Here is a 15,750-nt window from a genome sequence, read left to right as displayed (position 1 = left end):
CTTGCTGCTCGCTGTGATTCCCTGCCTTGTGGGGTGGGTTGAGTTGGGGTGGGTGGTGTGTGGTTTCCGTGGTGGTTATTGCTGGAGGGTCACACCCGGTCTCTTTCCGAACCCGGTCGTTAAGTCTCTTTGCGCTGATGGTACTGCCCTGTGGTGGGGTGGGAGAGTAGGTCGCTGCCACGGTTTTTCTTGAAGGAGGGGTGGGGTTGCCTGTTAGGGCGGCTCCGCCCCTTTTTTTTGTGTGGGGGTTTGTGCGTTTGTGAACGTTGGGGTGGGCGTGCGGGGGTGTGGGTGCCTGGGTGGGTCCCCCTGTTTCCAGTCAACCGGGTGCGGGTGTGTCGGTGCCAGGACCTGTTCCGCGCTGTGGACAACCCACACCAGTCCCTCGTCGGGAGACGCGCGGGCTGACGCGGCACCCGGGGGCGGGACGTGGCAGGCCTCCGCTCAGTGCGCCGCCCAGGTGAGGAACGGACTCCCGTCGCGGCACGGACGGCCGCCGGGCGCGTTCGTCCTCCTCGCCCGGCCCGACGACATGCACGCCGGGGAGCGCAACACGGAGGCGCGAGTCACGGAGGCCCTTCGCGGCGCACGCTGAGCACCGCGGTCACGGTCTCGTCGTGGGCCTGGGGGTGAGAAGGGGTGGGGGACCCGCGTCGGGGGACTGCCTCTGGTCAGTCCTCGTCGGCTTCCGGAATGTCGATGAGCTGCCGCAGCAGCGCAAAGAAGTCTTCTTCGCTCATCGCCGACCAGTCCACGTACTCGTTCATGGTCTGCGATTTTCCCCAACCCGGGGCTGATAAGCCTGTGTTCGCCGTATTGGTTCGAGAAGTCTCGGTTAACGAGCCGTTAGCGCAGGTGGTCGGCTTGGTCCCCGGAACCCCGAAGGGCCCGCCGGATCGACTGAAGGGCCTGCCGGATCACATTCACGACCCCGGCCGAAAGAAACCGAAACCTGTCCCCGGGCGCTCCCCCGAGGACGCGCTCAGGGCGTACGGGACACCGGGAGGCGGCGCGGGAACGGTCGGCTGTTCGACAGGCCGTTCGAGCCCCCGCAGCCAGACGTTTCGGACTCCCGCCGACCAGGTGTCCGCTCCCGCTGCTGCTCTCCTCCGCCGGTGGCGCCTCCGAACCCCCCGACAGTGCCTCAGACGCGCTGCTGGAGCGCTCCCCGGCACTCGGGGCACCGGCACCGCTTGTTGTACCCGGTGACGGTCCCGTGCGGCAGGGAGGGGTCACGCTGCTCGGTGAGCGTGAAGTCGAGCTGGTCGCCGAAGGCAGTGAGGATACGGCCCGTCGAGAAGACCTGGGCCGGGCTGACGTCGAGTTCGGCCGCGGCCTCGTCGATGTGCTTCCCCATCCGGAGTTTCGCGATGAGACGGGAGCGGGTGCTCGGCGGCATCTCCGCCTCCGCGTTCGCGATCAGCTGCTCGGCGTCGTCAATGGGGTAGCTCATGGGTTTCCTCTATGTGTACGGTTACGCCCGCCGAAGCAGGCACCTCAAGCATCGTACGCGGTTTCTCCACGCTGGCATCAAGGTGAGACATACAGGACAGGAGTGAGCAGGCGTCGCTGCCGTCTCTTCGATCACCGCGCCTCTGGGGCGCCGCGGCTCTCAGTTCACTGTTCACGGCTCCGCCGAGGACACCGCATCCGCCGGATCGCTGTCCCGGAACAGGTCGGCAGAGCCGGGGCACACCGACGGTCACGATCTTCCCCGGAGTTTCGGTCGTGTTCGGGGAACCCGGATTTCGCGGAGGTCCCAGAACCCGGCGGCCGATGTGATTCCTGGTGCACTGGCCTGCTGCGCTTGTTATTACTGTTACGCCTGTTGTTCCCGTTGCCCTTGTTCCTCAAGCGCCCGGAGAAACAACCTTCCGTCTTCCTCCTTCAGCCTTCCACATCCTTGCCGCCACTCGTCCTCGCCCCCACCCGTGTTCCGCTCAGTCTTCGCCGCCACTCGCCGTTCCGTTTCCCCCCACAGTCCCGTTCCCCTGTCACACCCGCCGGGACCTCGTCCGCCTTCGACCCCGTTCCACTCTCCCCCGCTTCCGCGCCAGGTCTCCCCCGCTCCCCGCCCTCATGACGAAAGGCGGGTTTGCCGTTCCACCGCCCGGGTTTCCGCCCTCCGTAATGCATCGAATCGGCAGCGGTTTTCTAGAAACTCATTGCTAGATGCTAGGTGGCGTGTTTCGCTGGTGGTACACCTCCGCCACTCTGCGTCATGGGATCATCGTTATGGCCAGTCCCACGGTCCGTCGTCGACGGCTGTCCGCCGAACTCCGCCGCCACCGCGTACGGGCGGGTATGACCCTCAGCGATGTCGCGGACGAGCTGGAGTGGTCCCCGGCCAAGCTCGGCCACATCGAGACCGGCATCCGCAAGTGGCCGTCGGTCATGGAGATCTCCGCCCTCCTGCGCCTGTACGGCGTGACCGGAGGGCAGCGGGAGGCCATCCTGACCCTCGTCCGGGAGTCGCGCCTGCGTCCCTGGTGGACCGAGTACGAGGACGTCCTGTCCTCCGCGTACGTGGGCAACGAGGCGGGCGCCGTCTCCATGCAGTCCTACGCGGGCATACTCGTCCCCGACCTCCTCCAGACGCCCGACTACACCGCGGCGGTGGCGCGGGCCCTGGGCCACGGCGAGCGCACCGTGGAACGCATGGTGGCCGCCTACCTCAAGCGTCAGGAGGTCCTGGACCACGGCGGCCCCGACCCCGGCTCCTCCGGAAGCCTCGTCCGCTACCACGCCATCGTCGAGGAGGACGCCCTCCAGCGGGTGTCCGGGAACCGCGAACTGCTGCGCGCGCAGACCAGCCGCATCGTGGAGCTGGCCACGGGCTCCGATCGGGTGACGGTCCAGCTCCTGCCTACCTCGGCGGGCCCGCACCCCGGCGTCGCCGGGCCCTTCTCCGTCCTGGAGTTCGACGAGGACGAGGCGGCCCTGGTCTATGTCGAGGCCACCCAGGGCGGTTCCATCGTGGAGGCGGAGGAGTCCGTCGCGGCCTGCAAGCGGGTGTGGTCCGAACTCACCCGGATCGCCGCTCCTCCGCAGGCCAGCCTGGGTATCCTGCGCCGGATGGCGCTGCTGACCTGAGGTCCCGCGTGCGCTCCTCACGTATCGGGGGCAGAAGTTGGTGGAAATCGGTCCACTGTGGCGGGGACCGCTCCCGACGGCTTGCTAGTCTGCTTGGTGACAACCTCATAAAGTTCTCTGCGGAGCCCCCGTCCCGGACGGGAGCCCGCGTTGACGCACCGGATTAACGAAAGGGTCCAGACAGTGAAGAAGATCATCGTTCTGGCGCTGGTGGCCCTCGGGGCTTTCGCCGTCTACCGCAAGATCCAGGCGGACCGCGCCGAGCTCGACCTGTGGACCGAGGCCACGGCGGCCAGCGAGAGCTGACCGACGGACCTCCTGGCCGCCCGAGCGGCCATGGGGCTTCCACAGGGCGAACCGGGGACCGGCGTGAGCCGTCCCGGCCCGCTCGTGAGTGACACGAAGACGTGGGTGGGCCGATGATCCCGAGGTGCGACCCACGGCTTTGTGCTGCTCCCGAGCTGTGAACCGTGGCTCCGCGTGCGGGATCCCGGCCGGGTGAGCGGGACCGCCCTCCGATGAAGGTATGCTCTCCAGAGTGACCAGGGCTCGCGCCCGGGTCCATGGGGCCATAGCTCAGCTGGCAGAGCGCCGGTTTTGCATACCGGAGGTCAGGGGTTCGACTCCCCTTGGCTCCACCCAGGAAAAGCGCGGAACAGGCGTTGTGACGGGGACTCCCTACGGGGGTCCCCGTTTTCCGTTGCGGGCGGCCGGACGCGGGCCGTGCGGCGGCGGAGCCCGCCGTCCCCGAAAGCCCCCGGGGCGCCCCTTCCTCCGCGCTCCGGAGAACCGCGGGTGCTCACGCGGCGCGGCGCCAGCGGGCGCGGCCGGGTCCGCGCCGTGCTCCTGACCGAGGGCCCTCCGGCCCTCCCGCGCGGGCGGCGCGGCTCTTGGAAGATACGTCACTAAAAAGCGGAATGGGCGTTTCGTGTCGACCCGTAAAGGCCCTTCCGTCATCGAAGTGCACACAACTGATTTTGTTACTAATCGGTAGTTCCGGTTCGTCCGTCAAGGTGCGAAATGGGGGGCGGGTGTGGTCGCACGGTACGTACGACCGAGGGGTCTGTATAGCCCGTTCGGATGACATGGATGACGCAGAGTCCACTTCGCCCGGTCGCGTCCGGGTACCCGGTCCCACTGTGTCAGCGCTATGAATCCGCAGGTCATCGCCCATGTAATGGAAAGCCGGGGAGGTGCCTTCGCGTCTTCGCGCATCGGGCTCGCCCCTACCATATGCAGTTACTCTGCGTGTGTGTATGATGACACTTCCCCTTAGTGCAATGGTCCTACTGGGCCATATGAGAAATAGGCCTCTTGGGGTCTGTTGGTGAACTGGGACGAACCGTAGTTTCGACACCAGCGACAACGAGGAAGACAGCGCGCCGAAACGATCGACCCCCGAAGGCGAGCCTGGCGGCCCCCGCCCGGCCTCGTAACACCGTCCTCGGATCGGCCCGCTTCTCCTCACCCGCCGGCGGTCGCGCCAGCCGGCGGATTCCGATCACCACACATGCTGATCTTGGGAGTGGGGCAACATGTGGAATGAGAAGATGGCGGCCCGTGCCAAATGCCGCGAGATCGACCCGGACGCGCTGTTCGTGCAGGGCGCTGCGCAGAACCGCGCCAAACTGATCTGCCGGGGCTGTCCGGTCCGGACACAATGCCTGGCGGAGGCGTTGGACAGCCGTATCGAGTTCGGTGTCTGGGGAGGCATGACCGAACGCGAGCGCCGCGCCCTGCTGCGCCGGCGCAAGGACGTCACCAACTGGTACGAGCTGCTCACCAGCGCCGAGCGCCAGTACGAGCGGGAGCAGGCCGAGCAGGAGCCCCCGACCTCTCCGGCCCCGACCTCCTCGCCCGCTCCGGACCCGGCGCCGGTTCCCGTTCCGGATCCGGTCGCGGCCGGGGACCCGGCCAGGGCCGTCTCGCCGGTCCCGACCCGGCTTCCCGCCGCCGTCGCCGCCAGGTGACCACGGGCTCCCGGGGAGGGGAGCCCCAGCGGTCCGGGGCACCGGGCCGTGGCGGCCCGGCGGCCCGACGGCCGGGAACCCGACAGACGAAAGTCGATGCGGCCTCCACCGAAAGGGGGAGGACCGGATCAGGGGAGGATCAGGGACGGCCCCGATAGCCGTAGCCGTTCCTATGGCGCATCATGAGGGGAGTACGGCCGATCCGTGCCGTACTCCCGTCGCCGTTGGGAGTGGGAGTGGCTGTGCAGGACCCTCAGTATCCGGCGAGGCGCCCCTGGGAACCGCAGGCCAGGCCGCAGATCCGCCTCACCGACGCCGAACGCGACGCCGCGATCAAGGTCCTCCAGGAGGCCTTCGGCCGCGGCCAGCTCGACGAGGAGGAACTCGACGAGCGCACCGACAGGGCCATGCGGGCCAAGTTCGGGGCCGACCTGGCCCCCCTCACCGAGGACCTGGGCGTCACCCCGGCGGGGACGCCCCAGGCGGCCCCCGGCCCCTTCGGCCGGTTCACCGGTCAGGGCGGCAGCCAGAGCGCGGACTCGCGTGAGCCCCTGCCGAGCACCCCGGTCGACCGGGTCGTGGCCGCGGTCGGGCACGCGGGGAACTACTTCCTCCCCGTCATCGCCCCCCTGCTGCTCCTCCTCGTGAGCGACAGGATCTCGCCCTACGTGCGGCGCCAGGCCATGGAGTCGCTCAACTTCCAGCTCTTCTGCGTCATCGCCGGACTCACGAGCCTGGCCCTGTTCTGGCTCGTCGCGCCGCTGCTGGTGACGCTGGCGGTCGCCCTGGGCTGGGCGATCCTCCCGGCCATCGCCAGCATCTCCAGCCTCTTGGGCAACAACTGGCGCTACCCCTTCACCGTCCGCGTCCTCAAGGACTCCTGAGGGCCCGCCCGGAGGCGGGGCGGGGGCGCGACGGGGAACGGACTCCGAGCGCCCCGGAGCCGCGCGCTGCGGGCCGCACGGACGCCTGGGGGCCGACTCGTCGGTCCACACGCGTACCCCGCCCGCGGACACGCCCCCGACACGACGAAGCCGGGACGGAAGGATCCGTCCCGGCGGAGGGAGGGTAGCCAGTCCGGGGTCGGGGTCTCCCCCGCACGGCACGGCTGTCCGTCTCTCGTCGCTCCCGCGATCAGCCCTGGTGTCCGGGCTTGCCGTTCTCCTTGGCCCGGTTCTCGCCCGCGGCGGTGCGAACGGTCTCCTTGGTCTTGTTCTTCGCGGTCTTGGCCGCCTTGGCGGTCTCCTCCGCGGCCTCCGCGGCCTTGTCCGCCGTCGCGGAGGCCCGCTCCTCCAGGTTCTCCCGCGTCTCGCGGACCTGGTCGCGCGCCTGGTCCAGGTGCTCCTGCCACTCGGCGTCCTGGGCCGCCTGGCGCATACGGACCAGCGAGTACACCACGATGCCGCCGACCACGGCGGCGCCGCCGATCAGGACTCCCCGGGGGACCCGGCGGTTGCCCCGCCGGAGCAGCATGAGCCCGCGACGACCCGGGTTCGGGTCGACGCGGTGGGCGGCCGCGGTGAGCACCTCGGCGACCCGCGGTGCCACGGTGTCCTCCACGCGCAGCGCGGCGTTCTCCAGCCGGGGTGCGGTCCAGTCGCGCGCCTGGAGGAGCTTCAGAGCGGCCTGGTCGCGTGCCTGGTCGGCGTACGGGCCCAGCCGTTCGGCCTGTTCCCGGGCTTTCTCCCGGGCCATGCCCTGCAGGCGAGCCAAGCTCGCCTCAGTCTCCTTCTTGCGTGCCTTGAGTCGCTTGGAAGAGATAGGCACGTCGTCAGCTCCTTCGGTCGTTCACCGGTTCTGCGGTCTCCACCCGGTGCGGCCGACGCTCGACGCCACACGGATGGTTCCTCCGTCGTCCTTACCCGTTACCCGGGTGTTATCTCAACATACGTCCTCTCCGTGTGTGATCTTCGTTTCGACACCGGCCGAGGGTTTTTCTCCTGTCCGCCCGCCGCGAACGGAGAACCCGGGAGGAGGAGTCGCCACCCTCCGGATCCGAGCGGACGCCCGGAGTGGGGGAGGGGCCCTTCCGAGGCGGGCGGAGTCCCAGGCGCCGGGGCGCAGGAGGGGCGAGCTGCCCGGACGCCGCGCAACCGCGGCGGATCCAGGACGAGCGCGGGGGACGGACGGGTAACGTGAGCACGTAAACGAAGTCGACCGAAAGGCACGTAGGTGTCCGACTCCACGGCTCAGCCCACCGCGCGGCTGAACACCTCCAAGGGAACCATCGTCATCAGGCTGTTCGAGAATGAGGCACCGAAGACGGTCGCCAACTTCATCGGCCTGGCCGAGGGCTCGAAGCAGTGGGTGGACCCCACCACGGGCAAGCCCTCCAACAGCAGCCTCTACGAGGGCACGATCTTCCACCGCGTCATCGACGGTTTCATGATCCAGGGCGGTGACCCGCTCGGCACCGGTCGCGGCGGCCCCGGCTACAAGTTCGAGGACGAGATCCACCCGAACCTGCGCTTCGACCGCCCGTTCCTGCTGGCCATGGCCAACGCGGGCCCCGGCACCAACGGTTCGCAGTTCTTCGTCACCGTGGACAAGCCGTACTGGCTCGACGGCCGCCACACCATCTTCGGTGAGGTCGTCGAGGGGGACGACGTGGTCACCGCGATCTCCAAGGTCGCCACCGACTCCCAGGACCGTCCCACCGAGGACGTGGTGATCAACAGCGTCGAGATCACCCGATAGCGGTGACGGCGCCCCGGCTCCGAGGAGGAACCCGCCCATGACCGCATCCCCACCGCCGTCCGGAGCGGCTCCGGAGCCGGAGCGCCCGGCCCCGCGCACCTGCTACCGCCACCCCGACAGGGAGACCGGGGTCAGCTGCAGCAGGTGTGAGCGGCCGATCTGCCCGGACTGCATGGTCGAGGCGTCCGTGGGCTTCCAGTGCCCCGGGTGCGTCTCGGAGGGGAACCGCGGGGTGCGCCGGGCCAGGACCGCCTTCGGAGGCAGGGCCGTCGCCAAGCCGTACGTCACCTGGACGATCCTCGGCATGATGGTGGCCGGGTTCCTCGCCCAGCTGGGTACGTCCACCCCGATCGGGCAGGCGGGCGCCTCACCGCTGGTCTGGGAGTTCGCCATGCTCGGCGTCGGCCGGGTCGAGGACGGAACCCTGCTCGGGGTGATCCCGGGCGAGTGGTACCGGCTCCTCACGGCCGCGTTCCTGCACGGCAGCGTCTTCCACCTGCTGTTCAACGGGTACGCCATGTACCTGCTGGGCACGCAGCTGGAGCGCTGGCTGGGACACGTCCGCTTCCTGACCCTGTGGGTGCTCGGCGCGCTCGCGGGATCGGTGCTCAGCCTCCTGGCGGAGCCCAACCAGTTCTCCGTCGGCGCCTCCGGAGCGATCTTCGCCCTGTTCGGGGCGGTGCTCGTCATCGGCAGGCGGCTGCGCCTGGACCTGCGCATGATCGGCGTCCTGCTGGCGGTCAACCTCGTGTTGACCTTCGTGGTCCCCAACATCTCGTGGACCGCGCACATCGGCGGTCTGGTCGCCGGGCTCGTGCTCGGCGCGGTGTTCGCCTACCTGCCCGGAGGGTCCGCCGGGAACCGGGCCCGTACGGTCACGCACGTCCTGCTGGCGGCTGCGTTCGCCGCCCTGCTCGTGGCCCTGGTGGCCACGGCGCCGCTGATCATCCTCCGCTGAGGGCGGAGAGGTCGGGGCCCGGAGGAGGCCTCCTCCGGGCCCCGACCTCCGCGGAAACCCCCGCGCGGTCTCCGGTCCCTGTGCGCGGGCATGGCGAAGAGAGCTACCCACAGCCTGTGGATAACTCTGTGGAAAACCCGTGTCGCTGCTGTTCAGCCGGGTGCGGACATGCCAGTGGAGAGCACCCGGAGAAAGGGTCCGCCGTCGTCGCCGGGCGCTCCGACCGCCCGGCCGGGGGTCAGTGCCAGCGCGTGGAAAGGATGACGGCCACGATGATGCCGCTGAAGCCGATCAGCAGGTTCCAGTTCTGCCAGTCCTGCATGTAGGGGATCTGGCTGCCCGCGATGTAGTAGACGGCGATCCACAGGATGCCCAGCGTGAAGAAGCCGAGCATCGCCGGGGCCAGCCAGCGCGGACTGACCTTGGGCTTCTCCTTCGAAGGAGGCGGCGTGTAGACGGCCTTCTTCTTGCGATCGCTGCGGGACTTGGGCACGGTCGCTGCTCCAGTACGTGGGGCGGGTTCCTGAACGAGAACACAGTCTACGCCCCGGGGGGAGCCCCCGTCACCGGCGGGAGGGCACCGGTTCCGCGTCGGTTTCCGGGGGCGCCGGATCGCCCCAGTACAGCCCGGGGGACCCGTCCACGGCGGCCGACCTCCGCCCCGGACGGGCCCCGCACACGAAGGCGGGCCGCCCCGTGCTGTCGCACGGAACGGCCCGCCGTCACGTCCGGTCCGCTCAGTCCCTGCGCATGGACGGGAAATCGAAGCCGCCGTCGTCGCCGCCGGGCGGGGTCTGGCCCCCGTCCTCGCCGTCGGGAGGGGACTCCCCGCCCTCACCCGGAGGGGACTCGCCGCCGTCGTCGCCGTCCGTCGGCCCCTCCGTGGCCGGTTCGGTGGCGAGCACGACGTTCACCGTGCTCCCGGGAGCCACGTTCTGCCCCGCCCCCGGGTCCTGCCGGATGACCGTGCCGACCGGGCCCTCCCCGCTCGGCTCCTCGGAGAAGGAGGCGCTCAGGTCCCTCTGCGCCAGCGCCGACTCCGCGCCCTCGCGGGTCATGCCGACCAGGTCGGGCACCTGCACCTGGTCGGGGCCCGAGGAGATCAGCAGCGTGATGTCTGTGTCCGGTGCGACCGACTCCCCGGCGGCCGGGTCGGTGCCGATGGCCTGTCCCTCGGGCACGCTGTCGTCCGCCCTCTGCTCTGAGGTGACGTTCTCGAAGCCCGCGTCGTTCAGCGTGCCGGTCGCGTCGGACTCGGACTGGCCCTGCACGGACGGGATCTCCAGGGCGTCCGGGCCGCTGGAGACGTACAGGACGATCTCCTCGTCCACCGGGACCTCGTCGCCGGCGGGCGGGTCGGTCTCGATGACCTGGCCCTCCTCGACGTCCTGGCTCGCCTGCTGCTCCTGGGTGACGCTCTCGAAGCCCGCCTCGCTGAGGGAGGACTGGGCCTCCGCGACGGTGGACCCCGCCACGTCCGGTACCGCGGCCGTCTGCGTCTCGGAATCCCCTCCGCCCAGGTTCATCAGCACGAACACCAGGATCAGGGAGGCGATCACGCCGACGCCCAGCAGGACCCACAGCGCGGTCTTGCCGCGGCCGTCCTTCCCGCGGTCGTCGTACCGGTCGTCGTAGTCGTCGTCGTAGTCGTCGTAGTCGTCGTACCGTTCGGCGGGCGCGGGCGGCATCGCCGTCGTGGCGCCGGCGGCGGCCATGGCCATGGTGCCCGCCTGGGTGGGCATCCCCGCCAGGCCGCGCTGGATGTCGGCGCGCATCTCGGCCGCGTTCTGGTACCGCTCCTCGCGGTTCTTGGTCATCGCCCGGAGGGTGACGTCCTCCAGCCAGTGGGGGATCTGGGGGTCGATCTCGCTCGGGGGGACCGGCTCCTCGCGCACGTGCTGGTAGGCGATCGAGACGGGAGAGTCGCCCGTGAACGGCGGACGGCCCGTGAGCAGCTCGTAGAGCACGCAGCCGGTGGAGTAGATGTCGCTGCGCGGGTCCACCCGCTCACCGCGCGCCTGCTCGGGGGACAGGTACTGGGCGGTGCCGATGACCTGCGAGGCCTGCGTCATCGTCGCCTGGTTGTCGTCCATGGACCGCGCGATGCCGAAGTCCATCACCTTGACGTCGGCGTTGCGGGTCAGCATCACGTTCGCGGGCTTGATGTCGCGGTGGACGATCCCGTTGTCGTGGCTGTACTCCAGAGCCTTGAGGATGCCGTCGACCAGCTCCGCCGAGCGCTCCGGCAGGAGGCGTCGGTCGTCGTCCAGCAGCTCCTTCAGGGTCCGCCCGTCCACGTACTCCATGACGATGTAGGGGATGGACACCCCGTCGATCATGTCCTCGCCGGTGTCGTACACCGCGATGATGGCCGGGTGGTTCAGGGAGGCGGCGGACTGCGCCTCCCGTCTGAACCTGGCCTGGAAGATGTGGTCCCGGGCCATGTCGTGTCGGAGGGTCTTGATGGCGACGAGCCGGTCGAGACGCAGGTCGCGTGCGCGGTAGACCTCGGCCATGCCGCCACGCCCGACGATGGTGTCGAGCTCGTAGCGTCCGCCGAGGAGCCGGGGCTGGGACATGTCGTGTAGTGATCCTCGTGTCTTCCGGAGGCCGCCCGCGGGCCGCCGCCTACCCTGAACGTCTCTCGCTCACGGTCTCTAGGTGGTGCCTACTTCTTCTCCGCCGCCGTTTCCGCCGCCGTTGTTGCCGCCGCTGCCGCCGTCATCGCCGCCACCGTTGTCTCCCCCGCCGTTGTTCGGCGGGGGATCCTGGGGCTCACCCGTGCCGGGGTCGGGTGGAGGGCTCTGGCCGCCCTCGGAGTCGTCGTCCTCACCGTCTTCGGGGGCGTCGCTCTCCTCGGCCTCCTCGTCCGGAGGGGGGCTCGGACTCCCCACCGGGTCCTGCGGCTGCGTGTTCCAGCCGGTGTCGCCCTCCGGAGCCGCGGGGACGTCCGCCGGGGCGGACTCCACGGGCTCCTCGGTCTCCTCCGGGGAGGACGAAGGGGGCGCCGCGGGAGGGTCGACGGTGTCGCGCATGTTGCCCACCTCGGACCTCCCGTTGGACAGGAATCCGGCCACCACCGCGGCCGCGATGATGATCGCCGCGGCCGCGGCCGCGATGATCACGGGCACGCTGACGCGGCGGCGCTCCGGTGCCCCGGCCAGCCTAGCCGACGCGTCCTCCTGACCGGCGACGGTGGTCGGCTGACCCCCGGTCCGGTGCGTCATCGCGCCCGAGCCGGGCCCGGTCACCGCTCCCACCACGGCGGTCTGCGCCATGCCCTGGAACCCGGTGGAGGGCGTGGGCGGACCGGTTCCGGCGTTGGAGCGGATCACCGCGGCCGTGTGCGCGACCTCGCTGGCCGAGGCGGGGCGGTCCTCGGGCTCCTTCAGCAGCAGGGAGGACACCAGGTGGTCGACGTCGTCGGGCACGTCCTCGGGCAGCTCCGGCGGCTCCTCGCGGGTGTGCGCCAGAGCGAGCGCCACCGGGGTGTCGCCGGTGAACGGCGGTGTTCCGGCCAGGCACTCGTAGGCCACCACGCCGAGGGCGTACAGGTCCGAGGAGGAGGTCGCGGGCCTGCCCGAGGCCTGCTCGGGGGAGATGTACTGGGCGGTCCCCATGACCATGCCGGTCTGCGTGAGGGTGACCGACATGTCGCCGCGGGCGATGCCGAAGTCGGTCAGCTTGAGCTGGCCGTCCGGGGTGACCAGCAGGTTGCCCGGCTTGATGTCGCGGTGCACCACGCCGCGCGCGTGCGCGGCGGCCAGGGCCTTGGCCGCCTGGTACACGAAGTCCAGGGTCTGGTCCGCGCTGAGGTGGCCCTGCTCGCGCAGGACCTGCGAGAGCGGTTCGCCGACCACGAGTTCCATGATCAGGAAGGCGCGGCCGTTCTCCTCGCCGTAGTCGTAGACCTGGGCGATCCCGGGGTGGGAGAGGCCGGCGGTGATGCGGCCCTCGGTGCGGAACCGCTCCCTGGCCGTCGGCTCGGCCATCTGGGAGGGGTGCAGCAGTTTGACCGCCACGGGCCGGTTGAGCAGGGTGTCGGTGGCCTTCCAGACCGTGCCCATGCCACCGGAGCCCACCTGCTCCTCCAGGCGGTAGCGGTCGCTCAGAACGGTCCCGGTGAGGTCACCGGGACCGTTCTGGGAAGACGGTTCGTAGGCGCTCACTACTGAACCACTGCCTCCATCATCTGCCGGGCGATCGGCGCGGCCAGCTCGTTGCCGCTGCCGCCGCCGAACTCGACCACGACCGCGACCGCGACCTGCGGGTCGTCAGCCGGGGCGAAGCCGATGAACCAGTTGTGGGTGGGGTTTCCTTCACCGGTCTCGGCCGTACCGGTCTTGCCCGCGACCTCCATACCGGAGATGGCCGCGTTGGTACCCGAGCCGCCCGGGCCGGTGACCAGGGTCATCATCTCGGTGAGGTCCTCGGCCGTGCTGGCGCTGACCGCCTGCGAGTAGCTCTCCGGGCTGGTCTGGGTGACCACGGACAGGTCCGAGTCGCGCACGGTGTCCACCGCGTAGGGCTTCATGACCTCACCCGAGTTGGCCACGCCCGCGGCGACCATCGCCATCTGGAGCGGGGTCGCCTGCACGTTGGACTGGCCGATGCCGGCGCGGCCCAGGATGTTGCGGTCGGTCTCCGCCGGTGCGCTGCTCGGGATCACCGGCAGCGGGACCGTCAGCTCCTCCTCGCGGTTGAACCCGAACGCGGTGGCCTGCTCCGACAGGGCCTCGCCCCCCATCTCGATCGCCCAGTTGGCCATCGAGGTGTTGCACGAGATCTGGATCGAGTGCGCCAGGGTGTCGGGCTGGCCGCCGTTGCAGGTCCCGCCCGGCGTGGCGTTGGGCAGCGTGCCGCCCAGCTCCAGCACGTCGGGCGCCTCCTGGGTGCTCTCCGGGGTGGCGCCCATGTGCTCCATGGCCGCCGCGGCGGTCACCACCTTGAACGTCGAACCCGGCGGGTAGAACTCGTGGAGGGCCCGGTTGAGCAGCGGCTTGCGCGGGTCGGCCTCCAACTCCGTGTAGTTGGCCACGGCCGCCTCGGTGTCGGTGACGCTGACGACCTCGTTGGCGTCGTAGGACGGGTAGGACACCGCGCCGAGGATCGCCCCCGTGCTGGGGTCGAGCGCCACGGCCGCGCCGTTCTTGTCGCCCAGGCCCTGGAAGGCCTCGTAGCCCGCCTGCTGCACCTCCGGGTCCAGGGTGAGCTGGACCTGGGCGCCCTCGGGCTCGCGGCCGGTGATGATGTCGCGGAAGTTGCGCACCGCGAGCCGGTCGTCGGTGCCGTCGAGGAGCGAGTTCTCGGTGAGTTCGATGCCCGAGGCGCCGTAGGTGCGGAAGGACCCGACGATCGGCGTGTACAGTCCGCCGCCCTGGTACATGCGCTGGTACTGGGGGGACTGGCCGTCGTCGGCGATGTCCTCCGAGTAGGCCACGTTGTCGTCCGCTACCAGGATGGGACCGCGGGCCTCGCTGAGCCGTTCGGTGAACTGGCGCCGGTTGAGCGGGTCGTCCTTGATCGCCTGCGCCTGGAAGCCCTGGAGCCAGGTGACGTTGGCCATCAGGATCAGGATCAGCAGGAAGGCGAAGATGCTGAGTCTGCGGATCGGTGTGTTCATCGTTGGATCACCTGTGTCGCGCCCTCGTCCTGGATGGCCTGCGGTGCCGGGCGCCTGGCGTTGTCACTGATGCGGAGCAGGATCCCTATCATGATCCAGTTCGCCATCAGCGCGGAGCCGCCCGCCGCCATGAAGGGCGTGGTCGAGCCGGTCAGCGGGATCACCCGGGTCAGGCCGCCCAGGACGATGAAGACCTGGTAGGCGAGAAGGAAGGCGACACCGCTGGCCAGCAGCTTGTTGAACGCGCCGGTGGTCGCGAGCGCCATGCGCATGCCGCGCTCCACCAACAGGCCGAGCACCATGAGGATGGCGAGCAGGCCGGTCACGCCCAGCTCCTCGCCGACCGTGGCGAGGATGAGGTCGCTGTCGGCGGCGAAGGTGTCGTACAGCTGCCCCGCGCCGAGGCCGGTGCCGAAGAGGCCGCCGTAGGCCATGGCCACCAATCCCTGCACCAGCTGCGCGCTGCCGCCGACCGCGTCGTAGACCTCCTGGTCGAAGGCGTTGAACCAGATGTTGACGCGGGCCTGGACGTGCCAGAACAGCAGGTAGGCCACGAACGCGCCGCCGACGAACAGGACGAGGCCGATGGTCACCCACGAGGAGCGCTGGGTGGCCACGTACAGCATCGCCAGGAACGTGCCGAACAGCAGCAGCGAGGTGCCCAGGTCGCGCAGGAGCACCAGCATGCCGATGGCCAGCACCCAGCCGACCAGGAGCGGCGCCAGGTCGCGCGCCCGGGGCAGTTCGATGAGCGTGAAGCGGCCGACCTTGATCGGCTTGCCGACGATCTGCAGGACCTGGCGTTTGCTCATCAGATAGGACGCCAGGAAGATCACCAGGGCGATCTTGGCGAACTCCGACGGCTGCATGGTGAACGGCCCGATGCCGATCCACAGCCGGGCGCCGTACACCTCCTGGCCCAGGCCGGGGATGATGGGCAGGGCGAGCAGGATGATAGCGACCAGGCCGCTGATGTAGGTGTAGCGCTGGAGGACCCTGGGGTCCTTGAGGAAGATGATGATGAGGAAGCACAGGACCAGGCCGACCGCGGTCCACATCACCTGCGAACCGGCCCCGGCGCGCTCGATGTCCTCGGCCTCGCCGGCCTGGATCCGCCAGATCATCGCCACGCCGATCCCGTTGAGGAACAGCGTGCAGGGCAGGATCAGCGGGTCGGCGTAGGGCGCCACGAAGCGCATCGCCACGTGCGCGGCGGCGGACAGGGCCGCGAAGGTCAGGCCCACCGTCCACATCGCGCCGGGGACCTGGCCGTTGAGGTTGACGCCCGCGATCGCGATGCCCGCCATGGTGATGACGATGGCGAAGAGGATGAGGACCAGTTCGGCGTTGCGCCTCTTGACGGGCGGCAGCGCGGTGGGAGCCTCGGGTTCGGAAGCCTTACTCACGCG

The 15,750-nt window shown here is 69.8% G+C and carries 12 protein-coding genes, 1 tRNA gene, 1 rRNA gene and 1 pseudogene; 8 read left to right on the top strand and 7 right to left on the bottom strand.

The features are described from left to right. Positions 1 to 67: 67 nt before the first annotated feature. Positions 68 to 183 (top strand): 5S ribosomal RNA (gene rrf / locus KGD83_RS00565). Between the two features lie 961 nt (positions 184 to 1,144). Here the strand turns inward: rrf and KGD83_RS00560 are convergent. Beyond that, positions 1,145 to 1,453, bottom strand: a complete 309-nt coding sequence (locus KGD83_RS00560) for a hypothetical protein (protein ID WP_047869472.1) — start codon at positions 1,451 to 1,453, stop codon at positions 1,145 to 1,147. A 782-nt stretch (positions 1,454 to 2,235) separates the two neighbouring features. On the opposite strand from KGD83_RS00560, the gene KGD83_RS00555 reads away from it, so the two are divergent. From KGD83_RS00555 to KGD83_RS00535, 5 genes and pseudogenes are all read left to right on the top strand, one after another. Next, entirely contained in the window at positions 2,236 to 3,093 is an 858-nt protein-coding gene (locus tag KGD83_RS00555; protein ID WP_212642020.1) for a helix-turn-helix domain-containing protein, read from the top strand. A 183-nt stretch (positions 3,094 to 3,276) separates the two neighbouring features. Next, entirely contained in the window at positions 3,277 to 3,399 is a 123-nt protein-coding gene (locus tag KGD83_RS00550) for a DLW-39 family protein (protein WP_014912962.1), read from the top strand. Between the two features lie 259 nt (positions 3,400 to 3,658). Next, positions 3,659 to 3,731: transfer RNA gene (locus KGD83_RS00545), tRNA-Ala, on the top strand. Between the two features lie 897 nt (positions 3,732 to 4,628). Continuing rightward, a pseudogene (locus tag KGD83_RS29065) lies at positions 4,629 to 4,922 on the top strand (WhiB family transcriptional regulator); the annotation flags it as partial. 383 nt (positions 4,923 to 5,305) lie between these two features. Next, complete coding sequence (locus KGD83_RS00535) at positions 5,306 to 5,947, top strand: DUF1707 and DUF4870 domain-containing protein (protein ID WP_212642018.1); 642 nt, start codon at positions 5,306 to 5,308, stop codon at positions 5,945 to 5,947. 250 nt (positions 5,948 to 6,197) lie between these two features. Here KGD83_RS00535 and KGD83_RS00530 read toward each other — a convergent pair whose 3' ends face one another. Next, positions 6,198 to 6,830: a hypothetical protein gene (locus KGD83_RS00530; RefSeq protein ID WP_212642017.1), complete on the bottom strand. Its 633-nt coding sequence runs from the start codon at positions 6,828 to 6,830 to the stop codon at positions 6,198 to 6,200. 405 nt (positions 6,831 to 7,235) lie between these two features. Here KGD83_RS00530 and KGD83_RS00525 point away from each other — a divergent pair, with 405 nt between their 5' ends. Both KGD83_RS00525 and KGD83_RS00520 read left to right on the top strand, forming a co-directional pair. Further along, positions 7,236 to 7,760 (top strand): peptidylprolyl isomerase, encoded by a 525-nt coding sequence (locus tag KGD83_RS00525; RefSeq protein WP_212642016.1) that lies wholly within the window; start codon positions 7,236 to 7,238, stop codon positions 7,758 to 7,760. Positions 7,761 to 7,797: 37 nt separating this feature from the next. Then, complete coding sequence (locus KGD83_RS00520; RefSeq protein WP_249352063.1) at positions 7,798 to 8,718, top strand: rhomboid family intramembrane serine protease; 921 nt, start codon at positions 7,798 to 7,800, stop codon at positions 8,716 to 8,718. Between the two features lie 238 nt (positions 8,719 to 8,956). Here the strand turns inward: KGD83_RS00520 and KGD83_RS00515 are convergent, their stop codons facing one another. The 5 genes from KGD83_RS00515 to KGD83_RS00495 form a co-directional block, all read right to left on the bottom strand. Next, positions 8,957 to 9,211, bottom strand: a complete 255-nt coding sequence (locus KGD83_RS00515; RefSeq protein ID WP_013156232.1) for a cell division protein CrgA — start codon at positions 9,209 to 9,211, stop codon at positions 8,957 to 8,959. Between the two features lie 244 nt (positions 9,212 to 9,455). Further along, positions 9,456 to 11,297 carry a Stk1 family PASTA domain-containing Ser/Thr kinase gene (gene pknB, locus KGD83_RS00510; RefSeq protein ID WP_212642015.1) on the bottom strand — a complete coding sequence of 614 codons (1,842 nt, stop codon included), beginning with the start codon at positions 11,295 to 11,297 and terminating at the stop codon, positions 9,456 to 9,458. 78 nt (positions 11,298 to 11,375) lie between these two features. Further along, positions 11,376 to 12,887 (bottom strand): serine/threonine-protein kinase, encoded by a 1,512-nt coding sequence (locus KGD83_RS00505; protein ID WP_212642014.1) that lies wholly within the window; start codon positions 12,885 to 12,887, stop codon positions 11,376 to 11,378. After that, positions 12,887 to 14,341: a peptidoglycan D,D-transpeptidase FtsI family protein gene (locus tag KGD83_RS00500; protein ID WP_212642013.1), complete on the bottom strand. Its 1,455-nt coding sequence runs from the start codon at positions 14,339 to 14,341 to the stop codon at positions 12,887 to 12,889. Before KGD83_RS00500 ends, KGD83_RS00505 begins: the two co-directional genes overlap by 1 nt. Next, entirely contained in the window at positions 14,338 to 15,747 is a 1,410-nt protein-coding gene (locus KGD83_RS00495) for an FtsW/RodA/SpoVE family cell cycle protein (RefSeq protein ID WP_212642012.1), read from the bottom strand. Before KGD83_RS00495 ends, KGD83_RS00500 begins: the two co-directional genes overlap by 4 nt. Between the last annotated feature and the right edge of the window lie 3 nt (positions 15,748 to 15,750).

This window comes from Nocardiopsis akebiae, assembly GCF_018316795.1.
In the GTDB taxonomy this organism is placed as follows: domain Bacteria; phylum Actinomycetota; class Actinomycetes; order Streptosporangiales; family Streptosporangiaceae; genus Nocardiopsis; species Nocardiopsis dassonvillei.
This window is presented reverse-complemented; position numbering and strand designations above follow the sequence as displayed.